General features: G+C 42.4%; 19 protein-coding genes. 9 read left to right on the top strand and 10 right to left on the bottom strand.

The genetic code is table 11. The features are described from left to right. Window positions 1-5: 5 nt before the first annotated feature. Window positions 6-1,262 (top strand): T9SS type A sorting domain-containing protein, encoded by a 1,257-nt coding sequence (locus Q0058_RS07280; RefSeq protein WP_298222381.1) that lies wholly within the window; start codon window positions 6-8, stop codon window positions 1,260-1,262. A gap of 72 nt (window positions 1,263-1,334) precedes the next feature. Here the strand turns inward: Q0058_RS07280 and Q0058_RS07275 are convergent, their stop codons facing one another. Then, the gene (locus Q0058_RS07275; protein ID WP_298222379.1) at window positions 1,335-1,844 is read right to left on the bottom strand and encodes an acyl-CoA thioesterase; all 510 of its coding nucleotides are present in this window, start codon (window positions 1,842-1,844) and stop codon (window positions 1,335-1,337) included. A gap of 63 nt (window positions 1,845-1,907) precedes the next feature. Further along, complete coding sequence (locus Q0058_RS07270) at window positions 1,908-2,870, bottom strand: SPOR domain-containing protein (protein WP_298222377.1); 963 nt, start codon at window positions 2,868-2,870, stop codon at window positions 1,908-1,910. Window positions 2,871-2,971: 101 nt separating this feature from the next. Between Q0058_RS07270 and dprA the strand changes: the two genes are divergently transcribed. Continuing rightward, entirely contained in the window at window positions 2,972-4,072 is a 1,101-nt protein-coding gene (gene dprA / locus Q0058_RS07265) for a DNA-processing protein DprA (protein ID WP_298222375.1), read from the top strand. Between the two features lie 80 nt (window positions 4,073-4,152). Here the strand turns inward: dprA and trpS are convergent, their stop codons facing one another. Continuing rightward, window positions 4,153-5,133, bottom strand: coding sequence for a tryptophan--tRNA ligase (trpS, locus tag Q0058_RS07260; protein WP_298222373.1), 981 nt, complete (start codon window positions 5,131-5,133; stop codon window positions 4,153-4,155). Window positions 5,134-5,202: 69 nt separating this feature from the next. Between trpS and Q0058_RS07255 the strand changes: the two genes are divergently transcribed. Then, complete coding sequence (locus tag Q0058_RS07255) at window positions 5,203-5,946, top strand: lysophospholipid acyltransferase family protein (RefSeq protein ID WP_298222371.1); 744 nt, start codon at window positions 5,203-5,205, stop codon at window positions 5,944-5,946. 29 nt (window positions 5,947-5,975) lie between these two features. On the opposite strand, the gene recA is transcribed toward Q0058_RS07255, so the two are convergent. Continuing rightward, window positions 5,976-6,980: a recombinase RecA gene (gene recA / locus Q0058_RS07250; RefSeq protein ID WP_298222369.1), complete on the bottom strand. Its 1,005-nt coding sequence runs from the start codon at window positions 6,978-6,980 to the stop codon at window positions 5,976-5,978. Between the two features lie 114 nt (window positions 6,981-7,094). On the opposite strand from recA, the gene Q0058_RS07245 reads away from it, so the two are divergent. The 4 genes from Q0058_RS07245 (at window position 7,095) to Q0058_RS07230 (ending at window position 9,912) form a co-directional block, all read left to right on the top strand. Beyond that, window positions 7,095-7,223, top strand: a complete 129-nt coding sequence (locus Q0058_RS07245) for a hypothetical protein (protein ID WP_298222367.1) — start codon at window positions 7,095-7,097, stop codon at window positions 7,221-7,223. A 192-nt stretch (window positions 7,224-7,415) separates the two neighbouring features. Beyond that, window positions 7,416-8,147 carry a lysophospholipid acyltransferase family protein gene (locus Q0058_RS07240; protein WP_298222366.1) on the top strand — a complete coding sequence of 244 codons (732 nt, stop codon included), beginning with the start codon at window positions 7,416-7,418 and terminating at the stop codon, window positions 8,145-8,147. Window positions 8,148-8,192: 45 nt separating this feature from the next. Further along, window positions 8,193-9,182, top strand: a complete 990-nt coding sequence (locus tag Q0058_RS07235; protein WP_298222364.1) for an acyl-ACP desaturase — start codon at window positions 8,193-8,195, stop codon at window positions 9,180-9,182. A 76-nt stretch (window positions 9,183-9,258) separates the two neighbouring features. Beyond that, window positions 9,259-9,912 (top strand): HD domain-containing protein, encoded by a 654-nt coding sequence (locus Q0058_RS07230; RefSeq protein ID WP_298222362.1) that lies wholly within the window; start codon window positions 9,259-9,261, stop codon window positions 9,910-9,912. Between the two features lie 32 nt (window positions 9,913-9,944). On the opposite strand, the gene Q0058_RS07225 is transcribed toward Q0058_RS07230, so the two are convergent. The 6 genes from Q0058_RS07225 to Q0058_RS07200 all read right to left on the bottom strand — a co-directional run bounded on the left by Q0058_RS07225 (window position 9,945) and on the right by Q0058_RS07200 (window position 16,390). Beyond that, complete coding sequence (locus Q0058_RS07225) at window positions 9,945-11,504, bottom strand: hypothetical protein (RefSeq protein WP_298222360.1); 1,560 nt, start codon at window positions 11,502-11,504, stop codon at window positions 9,945-9,947. Between the two features lie 23 nt (window positions 11,505-11,527). Further along, on the bottom strand, window positions 11,528-12,310 hold the full coding sequence (locus Q0058_RS07220; protein ID WP_298222358.1) for an enoyl-CoA hydratase-related protein: 783 nt from the start codon (window positions 12,308-12,310) through the stop codon (window positions 11,528-11,530). 3 nt (window positions 12,311-12,313) lie between these two features. After that, a complete protein-coding gene (locus tag Q0058_RS07215; RefSeq protein ID WP_298222527.1) occupies window positions 12,314-13,729 on the bottom strand; it encodes an ATP-binding protein in 1,416 nt (471 codons plus the stop codon). Between the two features lie 59 nt (window positions 13,730-13,788). After that, window positions 13,789-14,343 carry a CopD family protein gene (locus Q0058_RS07210; protein ID WP_298222356.1) on the bottom strand — a complete coding sequence of 185 codons (555 nt, stop codon included), beginning with the start codon at window positions 14,341-14,343 and terminating at the stop codon, window positions 13,789-13,791. Window positions 14,344-14,415: 72 nt separating this feature from the next. Continuing rightward, the gene (gene hemH, locus Q0058_RS07205; protein WP_298222354.1) at window positions 14,416-15,429 is read right to left on the bottom strand and encodes a ferrochelatase; all 1,014 of its coding nucleotides are present in this window, start codon (window positions 15,427-15,429) and stop codon (window positions 14,416-14,418) included. Window positions 15,430-15,517: 88 nt separating this feature from the next. Next, entirely contained in the window at window positions 15,518-16,390 is an 873-nt protein-coding gene (locus tag Q0058_RS07200; RefSeq protein ID WP_298222352.1) for an AraC family transcriptional regulator, read from the bottom strand. A 227-nt stretch (window positions 16,391-16,617) separates the two neighbouring features. Between Q0058_RS07200 and hemA the strand changes: the two genes are divergently transcribed. Both hemA and hemC read left to right on the top strand, forming a co-directional pair. After that, window positions 16,618-17,874 carry a glutamyl-tRNA reductase gene (gene hemA, locus Q0058_RS07195; protein WP_298222350.1) on the top strand — a complete coding sequence of 419 codons (1,257 nt, stop codon included), beginning with the start codon at window positions 16,618-16,620 and terminating at the stop codon, window positions 17,872-17,874. After that, a complete protein-coding gene (hemC, locus tag Q0058_RS07190) occupies window positions 17,871-18,797 on the top strand; it encodes a hydroxymethylbilane synthase (RefSeq protein ID WP_298222525.1) in 927 nt (308 codons plus the stop codon). The genes hemA and hemC overlap by 4 nt, the downstream gene beginning before the upstream one ends.

The raw sequence follows: 18,797 nt of genomic DNA, 5'->3' as shown, positions 1-18,797 counted from the left end.
TCCTTATGAAAAAAACTTTATTCCTTTTGGTGTGTATACTGCAATGCAGCGTGACTTTTTCGCAAACCTTAAACGGCCCGGAAAGTATCGAATGGGACGCAACCAACACAAGATGGCTGATTGGAAATAAAGGAAACGGAACCATCCTCGCAAGAAGTGAAAATGGAACGTTGAGTAATTTTGTCACCGGAATTCCATCGGGTCCTTATGGCATCGAAATTCTTGGCGATGTGCTGTATTCTTGTGAAGGCGGATTTATTCGAGGCTATAATTTGACTTCAGGGTCGAATGTTTTTACCTTAAATCTGAATGCCACTTTTTTAAACGGACTAACCTCGGACGGCAATAATAATTTGTATGCGACGGATTTTTCAGCGAAGAAAATTTTTAAAATCGATGTGAATGCGGTTTCGTTTACAACCCTAGCTACCGGATTGGCCAAAACCCCAAACGGAATTCTTTACGATGGGGAAAACAACCGCTGCGTCTACGTCACTTGGGGAAGCAACGCTCCGATTATGGCTATCGATTTAACCACCAACGTGACTTCGACAGTATTGGCAACAACACTGAGCAATTGCGACGGCATTACAAGAGACCGCTGCGGAAATTATTATGTTTCTTCGTGGGGAAATAACAAACTCAATAAATTTGATGCTTCACTGACAGGAACACATACGGTTTTACCAACGGTTTTGAGCAGTCCGGCAGATCTTGATTGCAGGTTCGGAACTACGAGCGATATTGTTGGCAATACGAATGCTAACAATACGATTACACTGACAGAAATCAACCTACCCGTTGCGGAGATTGTTTATGGCAATGCATCGCTGACCACAACGCAAACCTTTGAATCTTATCAATGGTATTTGGACGGCGGACTGATTCCAGGTGCGACAGAACAAACTTACGTCCCTACCATACAAGGCGTTTATTATTGCGTGGTTTCACAAAATAATTGTTCCGCTACTTCGAATGAAATCACAGCGCCTTTCTTGGGCAACAGTTCGTTTACTGTTGGAAATAAAATCAAACTGTATCCGAATCCAGGTAGCGATTTGATTACCGTTTCTTATGATGGAACTTTCGACGGAAATTACTCCATCATCAATGCTTTAGGACAAACTGTTGTAACCGAAAAAGGAAATCCAGCAAACGAAAAATCATTGAAAATAGCCATTTCAAATTTAAAAACAGGCCCTTATATTTTGCAACTGAAGATTGATGGCGTGATGCAAAACATGAAGTTTTTGAAGCTTTAGTTTTATCGACAAAACGCAGCGCCACTAAAAAGTTGTTGTTTTGATTTTCTTTGCGTCTTTGCGAGCTATATTTTACTCAAACAAAGCCTTCAATTCCGTAGCTTCATGTGGTTTCATTTTCCCTGCCAACACCAAACTCAATTGTTTTCTGCGCAGCGCACCCACAAAGCGTTCATTTTCTAAGTCTGTTTCCGGAATGACGGGTGGAACCTCAACAGGTCGACCCATATCATCCACCGCTACAAACGTATAAATCGCTTCATTGGCTTTGCTTCGGATGCCTGATTCCCGGTCTTCCACCCAAACGTCGAGGTAAATTTCCATCGAGCTTTTGAAACTTCTGGAAACTTTAGCTTCCACAGTCACAACACTTCCCAACGGAATCGCTCGGTTGAAAGCGACATGATTTACAGAAGCCGTTACCGTAATTCTTCTCGAATGTCTTCTGGCAGCAATACTGGCTGCGCGGTCCATTCTGGCGAGCAATTCACCACCGAAAAGATTGTTTAATGGGTTGGTCTCGCTCGGCAAAACCAAATCCGTCAAGATGGTCAGGGATTCTGAAGGATGTTTCGGATGCATGTTTTTCTTTTTTGCAAAGATACTCACAAGGCATAAAAAAACCCGCGGGTTGCGGGATATATTTTATAGTGTTTTTACGAGCAACCAAGCATCGGGATTGGTTTCGTGAATTTTCTTCATGGCTTCCTGCGCTTCGGCATTCGTAGCGTAACTGCCGTATAAAACCGGGAATAATCCGTGGTTGTTTGGCGCAATGCGGCGTGCTTTGAATCCTGATTTTAGTAAGTCATTGTAGATGTTCTGGGCGTTTTCTTCATTTCTGAAAGCACCGGCCACAATGTGATACGACAGTTTTTCCGATTTGACGGTAAGCGTTACGGCCGGCAAAGTATTGTCAATCATGAAAGTCGCTTCCTGAATCTTATTCTGTACTTCTTTTTGCACCGCAGTTTCCACCAAAAGCGTCTGCTCGTCGATGTGGTTCTGGTATAATTTGAAACCTATCGAACCTGTAACAGACAAAGCAGCTACAAGAATCGCGGCGTATTTTAAATAACCTCTGCTTTTTCTCGTTTCGGGTTCTAAAGCGATGACTTCTTTTTCCGGTGCGGCAACCTCAACAACTTCTTCTTTGTAGAACGTTTCAGCTTCCTGTTTGTATTGTTCCCTTTTGATCGCAGGGGAAACAAACGAATTCAGTCCGAAAGATTCTTTAAGGTAATTGATATTTTCAGAGGGTGTGAACACCAGGTTTTTTTCTGAGTTTAACGAAAGTTCGCCGATATTCTTCAACGTGAATTTTTCGTTCACCTGAAGGATGGAATTCCAGATTACGACTTCACTTTCGATTGAAGCTACTGCATTTTCGTAAGTGGTTTTTTCGATTCCTGCGATATGGTTGGCGAGCAATCCGTCATTGTTTTTCAAATGCGCATTGAACGAAATGACTTTTTTGGGCGGGTAAAAAGAATTGGTGTTTTCATGCAAATGCGCCGATCGGAATTCGGTCAGAAAAGCGCCGAAGCCCGGAACAGTAACACACTGATGACGGTATAGGAGTTGTGAAATGTAATGCTCAATTTTCATAGCGACAAAGTTATACAATGACTGACGGTGGCAAAATTTTATTCACAATTTTTATTAACAATCGCGATAAATTTTATACTTTTCAGTTTCAATTATTTAGTATGCGCCACGAAGATTTATTTTATGTATTAGCCTTGCTCAAAGTGGAAGGCGTGGGCGATATCATCGCCAAAAAACTGCTGACCCATTGCCCGGAACCGGCATCGATTTTCAATCCTAAAACTTCAGGACTCGATTCCATCCATGGCATCGGAAGTTTCCTGTTGGGAAAGCTCAAAGATAAAACGATTTTTGCGAAAGCCGAAGCGGAACTTTGTTTTATTGAGCAAAACAACATCAAAGTTTCCTACTATCTTGACGAAGATTATCCGGAGCGCCTCAAACATTGCATCGATGCACCGGTTTTGCTTTTTTCATCGGGCAACATCCAATTCAACAACAGAAAAATCATCAGCATAGTCGGCACGCGACAAGTGAGTTCGTATGGCATTGATTGTTGTAAAAAACTCATCTCCGATTTAGCACCACTCGACCCTATCATCGTGAGCGGTTTTGCTTACGGCGTAGACATTGCCGCACATCAGGCCGCAATCGAAAACCAACTGCAGACTATCGGTGTTTTGGCGCATGGACTCAACCAGATTTATCCGAAAGCGCATAAAAAATATGCAACTAAAATAGAAGAAAACGGAGGTTTTATGACTGAATTCTGGAGTTCCTCAAATCCTGAACGTGAGAATTTCATACGCCGCAACCGCATTGTTGCAGGCCTTTCTGAAGCGACGATTGTGATTGAATCTGCCGATAAAGGCGGCTCACTCATCACGGCGAATATGGCCAATGGATACAACCGTGAAGTGTTTGCGGTTCCGGGCAGAATTACCGATACGTACAGTCAGGGTTGCAACAATTTGATCAAAACCCAAAAGGCGCAATTGCTTACCGAGGCCGCGGATTTGATTTACCATCTGAATTGGGATTTGGAAACCACATCGAAGCCCATCCAAAAACAATTGTTTGTCACCCTTGAAGACGACGAACAGAAAGTATACGATTTCCTTCTGAAGAACGGCAAAGAAATGCTTGATTACATTGCGCTAGAATGCGATTTTCCGATTTTCAGAATCTCAGGAATTTTATTGAATATGGAACTTAAAGGTGTGGTTCGTCCGTTGCCTGGAAAATATTTTGAGGCAATTTAATTGAAACGCGGATGTCACGGATTAAGCGGATTAGCGCTGATTTAATCTGTGGAATCCGCGTTCCAATTTTATATTGTTTGTTAACCGCGAAAGCCCAATTTTTCACGCACACGAGCCAACACGCCATTCGCAACAGCTTGTGCTTTTGCCGCGCCTTTGAGTAAAGCGGCTTCAATTTCTGGGAGGTTGTTCATATAATGATTGTACGTTTCGCGCTCGGTTTTGAATTTCTCGACAATGAGTTCGAACAACGCTTGTTTCGCATGGCCGTAACCATAATCGCGGTTGGCGTTGGCATAATTCACTTCCATCGCTTTGATTTGTGCTTCAGTGGCGAGCAGTTTATAAATCGCGAAGATTTTACAGGTTTCCATGTTTTTCGGTTCTTCCAAAGGCGTGCTGTCGGTTTCAATCGACATGACTTGTTTGCGCAACGCTTTATCATCAAGAAAGATGTTGATGATGTTATTGGCAGATTTGCTCATTTTCCCTCCGTTGGTTCCCGGAACATACATTGTTTGCTCGTCGGTTTTGGCTTCAGGCAACACGAAAGTTTCTCCCATTTGATGGTTGAATCTGGAAGCGACGTCGCGTGTGATTTCAATATGCTGCAACTGGTCTTTTCCAACCGGAACAAATTCCGCGTCATACAATAAAATGTCCGCAGCCATGAGCATCGGATACGTAAACAAACCTGCATTCACATCCTCAAGACGATCGGCCTTATCCTTAAAGGAATGCGCCAAAGTCAATCGCTGGAATGGGAAAAAGCAACTCAGATACCAAGACAATTCTGCGGTTTGCGGCACGTCGGACTGACGATAGAAAACTACTTTGTCGATGTTGAGTCCGCAAGCCAACCAAGCGGCGGCCGTACTGTAATTGTTATGGCGTAAAAGATTGCCGTCTTTGATTTGGGTCACGGCGTGCAAATCGGCTATGAACAGGAACGATTCGTTGTTGGGATCATTCGACAATGCAATCGCCGGAATGATGGCTCCGAGCAAATTCCCTAAATGCGGCGTTCCGGTGCTTTGGATTCCTGTGAGTATTTTGGACATGGTCTGTTAAATTTTGGCAAAGGTAAATGATTTGCTAAAAATAAGGATTGAATTCTTACTTTTGAGGGAATGAAAATATTTAAAATAATCTTTTGGGTTCTGTGGCGCATCTGGTTCTACATCATGATGGCCATTCCGATTCTGGTGATGTTCCCTTTTTTGGTGGTTTCGATTCTTCGTGAAACCTGGTATCCGTACTTTTTTGTGATGGCGCGTATTTGGGCCAAATTCATCCTGTTCACTTGCGGATTCTATTATAAAGTGGATGCAGACTTTGAGATTGAAATGAACAAAAGCTATATGTTCGTCGCCAACCACACTTCAATGACCGACATTATGCTGACGCTGGCGGTAGTCAGAAATCCATTTGTCTTTGTCGGAAAAGTGGAACTCGCGAAAATTCCGTTGTTTGGCTTTTTCTACAAACGCACCTGTATTTTAGTCGATCGGAAAAGTTCCAGAAGTCGCATGGAAGTCTTCAACCGCGCCGAAAAACGCCTGAACCAAGGATTGAGCATTTGCATTTTTCCTGAAGGAGGTGTGCCAGCAGACGAATCAATAGTGCTCGACGAATTCAAAGACGGTGCTTTCCGGCTCGCCATCGAGCATCAAATCCCTATTGTTCCAATGACTTTCATGGACAACAAAAAAAGATTTTCGTATACTTTTATGAGTGGCAGTCCCGGTCTGATGCGTGTTTTCATTCACAAACCTGTACCGACTGCAGGCAAAACCATCGAGAACAAAAAGGACATCAAAGAAGTTAAGGAAGAAGTCAGAGCAGTCATCCACGACCAACTTTTGAAGGCATAAAAAAACCCGAACGAATCGGGTTTTAATTTTTAAGCGTTTTGCTCTTTGATGTAAGCTTTTATTTTTTGTTCGATTTCATCAGCTAATTCCGGATTGTCTTTGATCAGTACTTTCACCGCATCGCGTCCTTGTCCTAATTTGGTTTCTCCGTAGCTGAACCAGGATCCTGCTTTTTTGATGATTTCAAATTCAACCGCCAAATCTAAGATTTCTCCGGTTTTAGAAACACCTTCGCCGTACATGATGTCGAATTCCGCGGTTTTGAATGGCGGTGCGACTTTATTCTTGACGACTTTCACTTTAGTTCTGTTTCCAATCACATTGTCGCCTTCTTTGATTTGCGAGGAACGACGAATATCCAAACGAATGGAAGCGTAGAATTTCAACGCATTTCCACCGGTGGTTGTTTCAGGGTTTCCGAACATCACGCCGATTTTTTCTCTCAATTGGTTGATGAAAAATACCGTACAATGCGTTTTGCTGATCGTTCCTGTTAGTTTTCTCAAAGCCTGCGACATCAGACGTGCGTGCAATCCCATTTTGGAATCACCCATTTCGCCTTCGATTTCACTTTTTGGGGTCAAAGCCGCCACCGAGTCAATCACGACAATATCAATCGCTCCCGAACGGATCAGGTTTTCTGCGATTTCCAAAGCCTGTTCTCCGTTGTCCGGTTGTGAAATGATCAGGTTTTCGATGTCGACGCCTAATTTTTCCGCGTAGTTTCTATCGAACGCGTGTTCCGCATCGATAAACGCAGCAATCCCGCCTGCTTTTTGAGCTTCTGCAATCGCGTGTAAGGTCAGCGTGGTTTTACCTGAAGATTCAGGCCCGTATATTTCTATGATTCTTCCTTTTGGATAACCGTTGACGCCCAAAGCCAAATCCAGACCTAGCGATCCTGAGGAAATGGTTTCCACTTCCTCTACGGCTTTGTCGCCCATTTTCATGACGGTTCCTTTTCCGTAAGTTTTATCTAATTTGTCAAGGGTTAGCTGTAGTGCTTTTAATTTTGCCTCTTTTTCTGAACTCATCTTTCCGTGGTTTATATTGTACTTATTTGGCGTAAAAATAATTCTTTTTTCAGCAAGTTGACAACGATTCACAAAATGTTATGAGCATTTTTTCTCGTTTAAAAACAACCTTTTATGACGCTATTTTTCCCGACGGTTGAGCCATTACTCCTTGCGTTTTATGGGCAAAACAACCCAATGGTCTACGGCGTGAAAAAAATCGGTATGGAAAATAAATATTGGGTTGTTTGTGTCTTGCCCTAAAATAATTTAACCCAGCAAATCAATTATTTACTATCAAACTTAAAGATTAAAAAAAAGTACCTTCTGCAGTTTTTCTGCCCGTTTTGTTAAAATATAGCAGCTGCTCGCGATTCAACTTATTGGAAGCTAAAGGTTTTTAGTGGTCGTTAACAATAAAATTATTTTCTTACTTTTGACACAAATTTTTTTGAGATGGAAAAAATAATATCATACCCAATATCTGCAATAGCGATGCTGTTGTTTTTATTGCTGTTGGTTGTTTTTCATCCGATTCAATGGATTTGCTTTACTGTTTTTGGATACCAAGCGCACAAGAAAAGTGTCGATTATCTGAACTTGTGTTTGTTGCGCATCGCCCATATTTTAGGCACGACTTACAAAATAGAAAATCGCGAAGCCATTCCCAAAAATGTTCCGCTGATTATGGTAGCCAACCATCAAAGTTTGTATGACATTATCGGCATCATTTGGTTCCTGAGAAAATTTCATCCAAAATTTGTCAGCAAAAAAGAACTTGCGAAAGGCATTCCGAGCATTTCTTATAACCTGCGTAAAAGTGGTGCTGCCATCATCGACAGAAAAGACCCGAAACAAGCTATACCGGAAATCAAAAAGCTGGGTGAATACATCGAATTGCACAAACGTTCCGCCGTGATTTTCCCCGAAGGAACAAGAAGCAAAACGGGTCAACCCAAAGAATTTGCCCAAAGTGGCCTCAAGATATTATGTAAATATGCGCCCTCGGCATATGTGGTTCCGATCACGATTAACAATTCGTGGAAATTTGTAAAATTTGGATTTTTTCCGTTTGGTTTGGGAAATCGTCTTACATTTACGGTCCATAAACCTATGGCGGTCAGAGATTTTTCATTTGAGGAGTTGATGGCCAAAACAGAAGCATCAATAGTAAATTCAATAATATAAATATAGATTAGGTTCCAATCCCAAATCTAAAATCCTGTTTTAATAATGTCTATAAAGAATATTCGTCTAGAAGTCATGCAGTTTCTAGAAAATAAAGTCGACGGTTTCATGGACCAGTACCTGATTCCGGTTGAAAAAATATGGCAACCTTCCGATTTTTTGCCGAACTCCGAAAGCGACACTTTTTTTGAGGAAGTCAAAGAATTGCGCGAACTCGCCAAAGATTTACCTTACGATTTTTGGGTAGCGATGGTCGGCGACACGATTACCGAAGAAGCTTTGCCAACCTACGAATCCTGGCTCATGGATGTCGAAGGCGTCGATAACGTCGAGCGCAACGCCTGGTCAAAATGGGTGCGCCAATGGACCGGCGAGGAAAACCGCCACGGCGATGTCCTCAACAAATATCTTTACTTGTCTGGCCGTGTCAACATGCGCGAGGTTGAAATCACTACGCAATACTTAATTTCTGACGGATTTGACATCGGAACCGGACGCGATCCTTACAAAAACTTCGTCTATACTTCGTTTCAGGAATTGGCAACTTACATTTCGCACAACCGCGTTTCGCAACTTGCCAAAAGTTATGGCGACAACAAACTCTCGAAAATGTGCAAGATGATTGCGGGCGATGAGATGCGCCACCACCATGCGTACAGCCAGTTTGTGACAGAGATTTTTAAAGTCGATCCGAGTGAAATGATGCTCGCCTTCAACCATATGATGCGCAATAAAATTACGATGCCTGCCGGTTTCCTAAGAGAATCCGGGCAACAGATTAGTTCCGCTTTCGAGCAGTTCTCGAACTCTGCGCAACGCATCGGCGTGTATACCGCAAACGATTACGTCGAAATCATGCAGAAACTCATCGACAAATGGGAAATCGACAAAATTACTGGGCTTACCGACGAGGCCGAAAAAGCACGCGATTACCTGATGAAACTTCCAGCGAGAATGGCTAAAGTTTCTGAAAGAATGGTGATTCCGCCGGATTCGTTTATTTTCAAATGGGTTGAGCCGGCTACCGCAAGATAAATTTCAATATTGAATCATAAATGTTGGATTTTAAAGTATATACTTTGAAGTTCAACATTTTTTTTAAACCAAAACCATGAACCATCCCGATTTAATTTCCAAAACCATCGCTTTCGTAAAACAACAATTGGCTGGTGCGGAAGGCGGGCATGATTGGTTTCATATCGAACGTGTCTACAAAAATTCGCTGTTGATTGCGCAATCGGAAACCTGCGATGAAACGGTGGTTAAACTCGGCGCTTTGCTTCATGATATTGCCGATAGTAAATTTCACGGCGGTGACGAAACCATCGGTCCGAAAACCGCGCGCGCTTTTTTAGAAAGCCAAAAGGTGGATGAATTGATTATCGTTCATGTATTGAACATCATCGAGAACATATCTTTCAAAGGCGGTAATTTCGAGAAGCAATTCCACTCCAAAGAACTTGAAATCGTGCAGGATGCGGACCGTTTGGACGCGATTGGAGCCATTGGCATTGCCAGAACTTTCAACTATGGCGGATTCAAAAACAGACCGTTATACAATCCTGCCATTGCGCCTAATTTGCACATGAGCAAGGAAGAATATAAATTGAGTGAAGCGCCAACGATCAATCATTTCTATGAAAAATTGTTGTTGCTGAAAGATAAAATGAATACCGAAACCGGAAAGCAAATCGCTCTGGAACGCCACCAGTTTATGGAAAAATTCCTGTCGCAGTTCTACGCTGAATGGGATGGTGAGAAATAAAAAAAGAGCGCCGTGAAGTGCTCTTTCTGTTTTTATAACGTGACTTTCAACAATTGTTTTTTCTTGCCTTTGCGACCCATAAAATAGACGGAAGGCTCGTCGGTCATAATCGCGCCTGTGGAAACCATAAACGGCACGTCGTTGTCTTTGTCGTCTAAGATTTCTTTATAGTCGAAATCGCCGTTTTCATTGACACGGATGACATTCAAATTAGAACGTTTCGTGCTGGTTTGTCCGAATTGGATGCGGTCGTTTCTGAGTTTCTTTACTTTTTCCCCGGTGTTGATGAAGAAATAAGTGTCATTCCCTTTCAAAGTCGAAGTGTACGAAATATACGATTCGTCTCCGGCGGTTTGCTGGCGTTTGTTGATGTTTCTCGCCCAGACGATATCTCCGGACTGGTTCAGTTTCGCGCTCACGATGTCATCATAATGGTAGATCGTTCTTGTCGTCATTCCGCCATTACCCGTGCTTGTGGTCTGTGTGGTCATATAAAATTCTTCCGCATTGAGGACAATCTCGCCATCTTTCTTGATCAGCATTTTTCTGAACGATAGGTTTTTAAGTTCTTTGTCTTTGTCTTTTCCGTATTTGTCGATCATGAACTGCTCGGTAAACGGATTGAATTTGCTTTTTCTGACGGCCAGGGTTGTCGGATCCATTTCGAAATAACAGATACCTTTATAACGGTTGTCTTTTCTGTCAGAATAAAATCCCACGCAAGCCAGACGGTCCTGAAAGATGATCGTTTTAAGCGATCTTGCGTAGTGTTCTTCGGTATCAAAAGCCTGAGTCTGCTCGCTGTCATTGGTGACGCGCGTCAATTCAAACTGGTATTTCCCACCGTCTTTTTTGCTTTTCTTTTCATCAGTATACACTTTCCCTAAAAGGTATAAGGTGTTGCCGTCTTTAGACACATCGATGTTTTCGTACCTGAATTTTCTGTCTTTAATCTCGCGTTTGAACGTGTGGTCGATTTTCTTGTTGAGTTTGTTGTCGTACAAGAACAGTTTGTGCGTTTCAGCAAGCCTGTCTTTAATATCGACGGTCACAGCAAAAGCATTTTTGTCTTCATTAACAATCATACTCGCTCCCGAATCACTGTCGAAAGCCGCTCCGGTTACGGCAAAGGTAAATTGTTTGATCTCGTCGCTTTTTACACGGAACAATTCTTTCTTGGTGAAATTAAAATCCTTGATGTTGGCCGTCAGCGAAGAACAGATGTAGGCTTTTTCGTTGCGGTTGTAAAGAAAATCAATCATGTGCACTTGAGTATCGTCTGTAATGACGCCCAAAACGGAACTTTGTTTTTCATAATCGGAATATTTCAATTCGTATTCGTATTCCTTGATGAGTTTCAATTTCGAATCATAGTGCTCAAAATAATAACCGCGGGCCGAGGAGAACAATCCGCCGACATAAGACCTGACGACAAGTACGCCACCACTGCCATCTTCGGTGACGTTGGTGATCTGAGAATATTTGTATTCATCTTTAAAAATATCGCTTTTGACGATAGTGGTGGGAATGTCCTGCGCGTAAGTGAAAATAGAACTCAAGGCGAATAATGCGTAAGCGATAGTTTTTTTCATTTTGTTATAAGGGTTTGGTTGAACTAGTTTCCTTTAAAATCCGCCTTTCGTTTTTCGAGAAATGCGGAAGTGCCTTCTTTAAAATCTGCCGTGCCGAAGCATTTTCCGAACGCTTTGATTTCGGTCTCAAAACCATTGACGCCTTCCTTAAAATTGGCGTTCACAGCTTTGATGGCTTGTCCAATGGCTACGGGAGAATTTTTTAAAATTTTAGCAGCAATGCCGTTACAGAACTCCAGAAGCTCGGCTTGCGGCACGACGTGATTCACCAATCCGACGCGGTAAGCATCTTCTGCCGAAATCATTCCTGCGGTCATAATCATTTCCATGGCGCGGCCTTTTCCGACGAGTTGTGGCAAACGCTGAGTTCCGCCATAACCAGGAATGACGCCAAGCGATACTTCAGGCAATCCCATTTTGGCGTTGTCCGAGGCAATCCTGAAATGACAGGCCATCGCAAGTTCGAGTCCGCCGCCTAAAGCAAATCCGTTGACGGCGGCGATTACCGGTGTTTTGAGTTTCTCCACAAAATCGAACAGCAATTCCTGTCCGCTCGCGGCTAAGTGCGCGCCTTCCTCTACAGAAAAATGAGCAAATTCGGCGATATCGGCTCCCGCTACAAACGCTTTTTCTCCTGTTCCGGTCAGGATGATGACCCTGATTTCCGGATTTAATTCTAAGGTATTGAAAACGTGATGCAATTCCTGTATGGTCGCCACATTGAGCGCGTTGAGTTTGGTCGGACGATTAATCGTTACTGTTGCGATTTGGTTTTCGCTGCTGATGAGTATGTTTTCGTAAGTCATGATTTAAGAATGTATTAAGGGAAGCGCTACCATAAAAGTCGTGCCTTTCCCAAGTTCGGTTTCAAATGTAATTGTTCCTTTATAATTTTCGATGATATTTTTGATAATTCCCAAGCCCAAGCCCATGCCACTGTTTTTGGTCGTAAATTTAGGTTCGAAGATTTTGCTCAGATATTGCTCCTCAATGCCGGTTCCGTTGTCTTTCACGAGAATAATAACCTCATTCGGATGCCTTCTGACAGACACTAAAACCGATTTGTAATCCTGATGTTCCGGAATCGACTGGATGGCATTTTTGACTAAATTGGTGATAATCCGGATCAATTGCGTGCGGTCCATTTTGGAGATGATTTCCTTTTCTTCGCTTTCAAAAACGAGGTAATCTTCATTAAAAATATCGAGCGCCAACTCTACAACCTCAACCACATTAAGCGTTTCGTTCTGCTGTGCCGGCATCGAAGCGAAGTTTGAAAACGCCGAAGCCACGGCGCTCATCGTATCTATTTGTTGTATCAATGTTTCTGAATAATCTTTGAGTTTCTGTTTGAGTTCCGGATCGTTCGCATCGAATTTCCGCTCGAAACTCTGCACGGTCAAACGCATCGGCGTCAGCGGATTTTTGATTTCGTGTGCGACTTGTTTCGCCATTTCCCGCCAGGCTTCCTCACGTTCGCTTTGGGCTAATTTCACGGCACTTTTCTCGAGTTCGTCGACCATGCCGTTATACGCTTTAATCAGCAAATTGATTTCCTTGCTGTTGGCTTCAAGCACGATTTTTTTGTTCTTTTGATTCAGACTCGTTTCACTCAAACGGTCCGAAATGGTTTTGAGCGATTGCGTGATGTAAGTTGAAAGGAAATACGCCAAAGCAAAGGCAATCACAAGCATGAAAGCATAAACTTGACCCAATCGAATTAGGAAATTTTGCAATTCTTTTTCATAGAAACCATCGTCTTCCACATAAGGTAAATTGAGAATTCCGAGCGGTTTGAATTTCTCGTCTTTGATCTGGCTGTACGAAGAACGGTTCCTGACGCCGTCAATATTTTTGATGTCGACGTAGCGTTTCTCAATGGAAGATTGCACGAGTTTGAGAATGTATTTTGGAATCGGCGGCGATAAAGTATCAATTGAAAATGATGCTTTGGAAGATTTGAGCAATTTCCCATCGAGACTGTAGATGTTGATTTCAAGGTTGTGGATTTGGGCCAATTCATGAATTTTATCCTTGAAAATCAATCCCAGATTCCGTGAAGTCAAAGGATAAGTCGTCGTCGAAAGTACGTATTGAATGTGTTCCTTAATCGCACTTTCCTTGCGTTCAAGCCGTTCCTGGTGGTAATCCTTCGCCTCGTTCTTAAACTGAATGATCGAAATCGAAGCCATCAAAATCGACGCGATCAAAATCAACACAATCATCGACAGGAAAATCCTGATCCGCAGTGAAAGCATCGACATTTTGAATTTGGCGGCCATATTTAAGATGGATTGCGTTCGCGGATTTTCTTATAAAAACGGAACCCGAGCATGATCAATACGGAAAATAAAATGATTCCGAGAACACCATAAATCCAGTTGACAGCATTTTTTAAGATCACTAAAAAAACGACGGCGAACAAAATGATCGTAGCGCCTTCATTCCACAACCGCATAAAATTCGAGCTGTGTTTCACTTCATCGCGCTGCAACTGCAAATAAATCTGATGGCATTTGCCGTGGTATAAATACAAAAGGAATACAAATCCCAACTTGACATGCATCCAAGGCATCTGCAACCAGGCGTTACCCAAATCCGTGAAAAACAGCATCCAGAACGCAAAGAAACTCGCCAAAACCGCCGACGGCCAAGTGATGATATACCACAGGCGGTACGTCATGATTTTGTATTGCTTTTGCAGGATCTCCTTTTCCGGCGATGGTTTTTCGGAAGCTTCAATCTGGTATACAAACAACCGCACGATGTAGAACAAGCCCGCAAACCAAGTAATGACGAAGATTAAATGCAGCGATTTGAGGTAGTTGTATAGTTCCATTTGATTGATTGACGCGTTCCTGAATTTTTTTTAAAAGTAATAAATAATCATCCGAGAATTCGTTACAGCAATTTATTTTGCCCAATCATTAATCCAATGGCTCACAGTAGCGCACCATTCGTCACCATCATTCATACACGGAATAGCCATAAATTCCTCACCACCATGTTCTTTAAATTGATGGTTGGCTTCCATGGCGATTTCTTCTAAAGTTTCGAGGCAATCGGAAACAAAAGCGGGTGTTACAACGGCTAACTTCTTAATTCCTTTTTCGGGCATTTTGTTAACTTCGACATCCGTATAGGGTGTCAACCATTTGTCACCTGCCAACCGCGATTGAAAAGTTTGGCTGTATTTCCCTTCTGGAATACCTAAATATGCGACTACTTGTTTGGTGGTTTCATAGCATTGATGACGGTAACAAAACTCATGTGCCGGTGAAGGCGTATTGCAACACGAACCATCTATTTTACAATGCGATTTCGTAATATCGGTTTTGCGAATATGCCGTTTGGGAATGCCGTGGTAGGAAAACAACAAATGATCGTATTCGAAAGTATCGAGATGTTTTTTGATGGAATTCGCCAATGCTTTAATGTAGTCAGGTTTGTTGTAGAAAGCGGGTACAATGGTGAATTTCATTTCAGGAAAATGCTGCTGACGCAATTCCTCTGCTAATACTAAAATAGTGGTCGTTGAGGCCATCGCATGTTGAGGATATAGCGGAAAAAGCATCACTTCATCGACGCCTTTGTCTTTTAATTCCTGCAACCCTTTTAAGATCGACATTTTGCCATAGCGCATCGCCAAAGCTACCGGAACACCAACTTGGTTGCGCACTTTTTTGGTCATTCTTTCAGAAATCACGACCAACGGAGAACCTTCTTCCCACCAAATTTTAGCATAAGCTGCTGCAGATTTTTTAGGACGTGTCTGCAAAATGATGCCGCGAACTAGCAAAGCGCGCAATAAGAACGGCACATCGATGACGTATTTGTCCATTAAAAATTCATCTAAATAAGGCTTGACATCCTTGGCGGTCGGGCTTTCGGGCGAACCCAGATTGACTAATAAAACTCCTTTCATTTTGGCTTTTTTTAATTTCGATAAAAGTAAACAACTTCTTTTGTTCAAATGATGAAGTGTCACTTTTTGGCAATTGTTGAACTTTGATTTATGTGTTTGGGTTAATCGACATCAGGTATTTTTTAGGTGTCGTGGCAAATTTCTTTTTGAAGGCGGCAATGAAATGGCTTCCGGTACTGTAACCGATTCTAAGTCCGACTTCATTAACGTTATACGAACCGCTGTCTAACAACCGGCGCGCGAAATCCATTTTGTAGTCGAACAGAAATCCGTAGACCGTATCGCCATAAATCTGTTTGAAACCCATTTTGAGTTTTTTGAGATTGAGCCCGACTTGGTCTGCGAGTTCCTGCAAACCCGGAGGTTCGGCCATATTGGCAATCACGATATCTTTTGCTTTGCGGATTTTCATGACGTTTTCTTCATCCACCAGAAACGGGCATTGCTCGGCATCGGGATCTTCGGAACGGTTGAAATAAAGGCTCAGCAATTCGTACCCTTTACCTTTATAGTATAAATTCTTAATCGACGGATGCAGGTTGTAATGGAAAAGTTGGCTCAGCACGATCGCCATCGACGGGCTGATATCGGTTTCGCTGTAATATTTCTTATCCTTATTTTCAATCGTCAGAAACGGAATATAATTCGCTTCGTCGGAAAACAAGGCATGGAACTTTTTAATCGAAACAATCACCGAAATCACCCACGAATGCGGCGCCATTTCAAGATGCAAAGGCAGTTCTTTTTGCGGATTGTAGAGTAGCAAAGCTTTTTCTTCTTTCAAATCTAAGGCGTACGAACCCTGATTAAATATAAATTTAGCCTTGCCCTTGATGCCAAAATGAAATTGGATCAGCCCTTGTTTTATCTGCCTTTCCGCGGTAAAAACTTCCTCATCGTCATTTTGAAAACGGATTAGGGTAAAATCTTCTTCAATTGTTATTACTTCCTGAGAACCCATAGCGATATTTTTTCGTATATGTTTTTGAATCACGCTTAAAATCTATTTAGAATAATTCTATATAAGCAATTTCACAAGGCTTGATTCCAGTGCAAATTTATAAGAATTTACGAGGTAATACAGGATTTGGATTAAAATATCTCGCAGCGTTACAAATAGTCCTTTGAGCGTTACTTTTATAAAAAGCATAGTGATAATTTTGTTGAACTTTCTCGATAAGTAAATTTATGGAAAACAATACCGCCCCGAAACCTCATTACTTTTATGCCGTTGGCCTGAGTTACAAAAAAGCCGACGCAGTGATTAGAGGTTCGTTCAGTCTCGATGCCAAAGCCAAAACCAGAGTGCTCGAGCAGGCCCAAAGTGAAGGAATCGAAAGCCTTATCGTCACTTCTACCTGCAACAGGACTGAGATTTACGGTTTCGCAGAGCATCCTTTCCAGCTCATCAAATTGATTTGTGAGAACAGTAACGGCACCGTTGAAGCTTTCCAACAAGTAGGTTTTGTCTATAAAAACCAGGAAGCCGTCAACCACATGTTTCGTGTAGGAACCGGTTTAGACAGCCAGATTTTGGGTGATTTCGAGATTATCAGCCAGATTAAAACCAGTTTTAACGAATCGAAATCATTCGGCCTCATCAATACTTTTTTAGACCGTCTCATTAATGCCGTGCTTCAGGCGAGCAAAAGAATCAAGACTGACACTGAGATCAGTTCAGGCGCTACATCCGTGTCTTTTGCTTCTGTTCAATACATCATTAAGAACGTAGAAAACATCGGAAACAAGAACATCCTGCTTTTCGGAACCGGTAAAATCGGAAGAAACACTTGTGAGAATTTGGTCAAACACACCAAAAACGAACACATCACCTTAATCAACAGAACCAAAGACAAAGCGGAAAAACTTGCCGGAAAACTGAACCTGATTGTAAAAGATTATTCCGAACTGCACCTCGAATTGCAAAAAGCTGATGTTGTTGTTGTTGCCACTGGCGCTCAAAACCCAACGATTGACAAAGCGATTCTGAATCTCAAAAAACCAATGCTTATTTTAGATTTGTCGATTCCGAAAAATGTGCACGAAAATGTTCAGGATCTCGAAGGCGTCACTTTAATCCACATGGATCATTTATCACAAATGACCGACGAGACTTTAGAAAAAAGAAAATCCCATATTCCGGCTGCGGAAGCGATTATAGAAGACATCAAGGAAGAATTTTTAACCTGGACGAAAGCCAGAAAATTTGCCCCGACGATTCACGCTTTAAAGGAAAAACTCAATTCGATCAAAGAAGGCGAGCTCAATTTCCAACGCAAGAAAATCTCCAATTTCGACGAAGAACAGGCTGAACTCATCAGCAACCGCATCATCCAGAAAATCACGAACCATTTCGCAAACCACCTCAAAGACGACAACACGATGGTGGACGAAAGCATCGAATGGATCGAGAAAATTTTTCAAATCGAAACGGTCGCAAAATAATGAGCAAAACCATACGCATCGGAACCCGCGACAGCGAACTCGCCCTTTGGCAGGCGCACACGGTTCAGAAACAACTCCACGATTTAGGCTACAAAACCGACATCATCGCCGTCAAATCGCAGGGCGACATCATACTTGACAAACCTTTATACGAACTCGGTATCACCGGCATCTTCACCAAAACCTTAGACATCGCTATGATTAATGGTCAGGTTGATATTGCCGTACATTCGATGAAAGACGTGCCGACCGCTTTACCGCAAGGCATCGTGCAGGCCGCCGTTTTGGAACGCGCCAACATTCTCGATATACTCGTTCACAAAGGCCATCCTGATTTTCACAACGAAAATACGATTGCTACGGGAAGTCTGCGCCGTCAGGCCCAATGGCTGAACCGTTATCCGCACCATCATGTTGTAGATTTACGTGGCAATGTCAATACGAGAATGCAAAAATTAAAAGACAACGATTGGAACGGAGCTGTGTTTGCCGCTGCCGGACTCGAAAGAATCAATATCAAACCCGAAAATTTTATAGATTTAGACTGGATGGTTCCCGCACCGGCTCAAGGCGCGATGGTTGTGGTGGCGATGGGCAACGATAATTTTTGTCTCGATGCCGTTTCCGAACTCAACGATGTTGAAACCGAAGTCTGCACGCATATCGAAAGACAATTCTTAAAAACATTAGAAGGCGGATGTACCGCACCGATTGGGGCGATTGCAAAAATCATTGATGATGAAGAAATCGTATTCAAAGGCGTTTTGTTATCGCTTGACGGAAAAGAAAAAGTAGCCGTTGAAAAATCGGTTCCGATTCAGGAATGGAAAAAACTCGGGTATTACTGCGCTCAGGAAGTTTTAGAAAACGGAGGCGCGGCGATTATGGAAGTGCTCAGAAAACAGTTCAAACCGAAAGACTAA

Source organism: Flavobacterium sp. (genome assembly GCF_027484705.1).
In the GTDB taxonomy this organism is placed as follows: Bacteria; Bacteroidota; Bacteroidia; order Flavobacteriales; family Flavobacteriaceae; genus Flavobacterium.
Note: the sequence above shows the minus strand (reverse complement) of the source record. Positions and strands in the feature narration are given on the sequence as shown.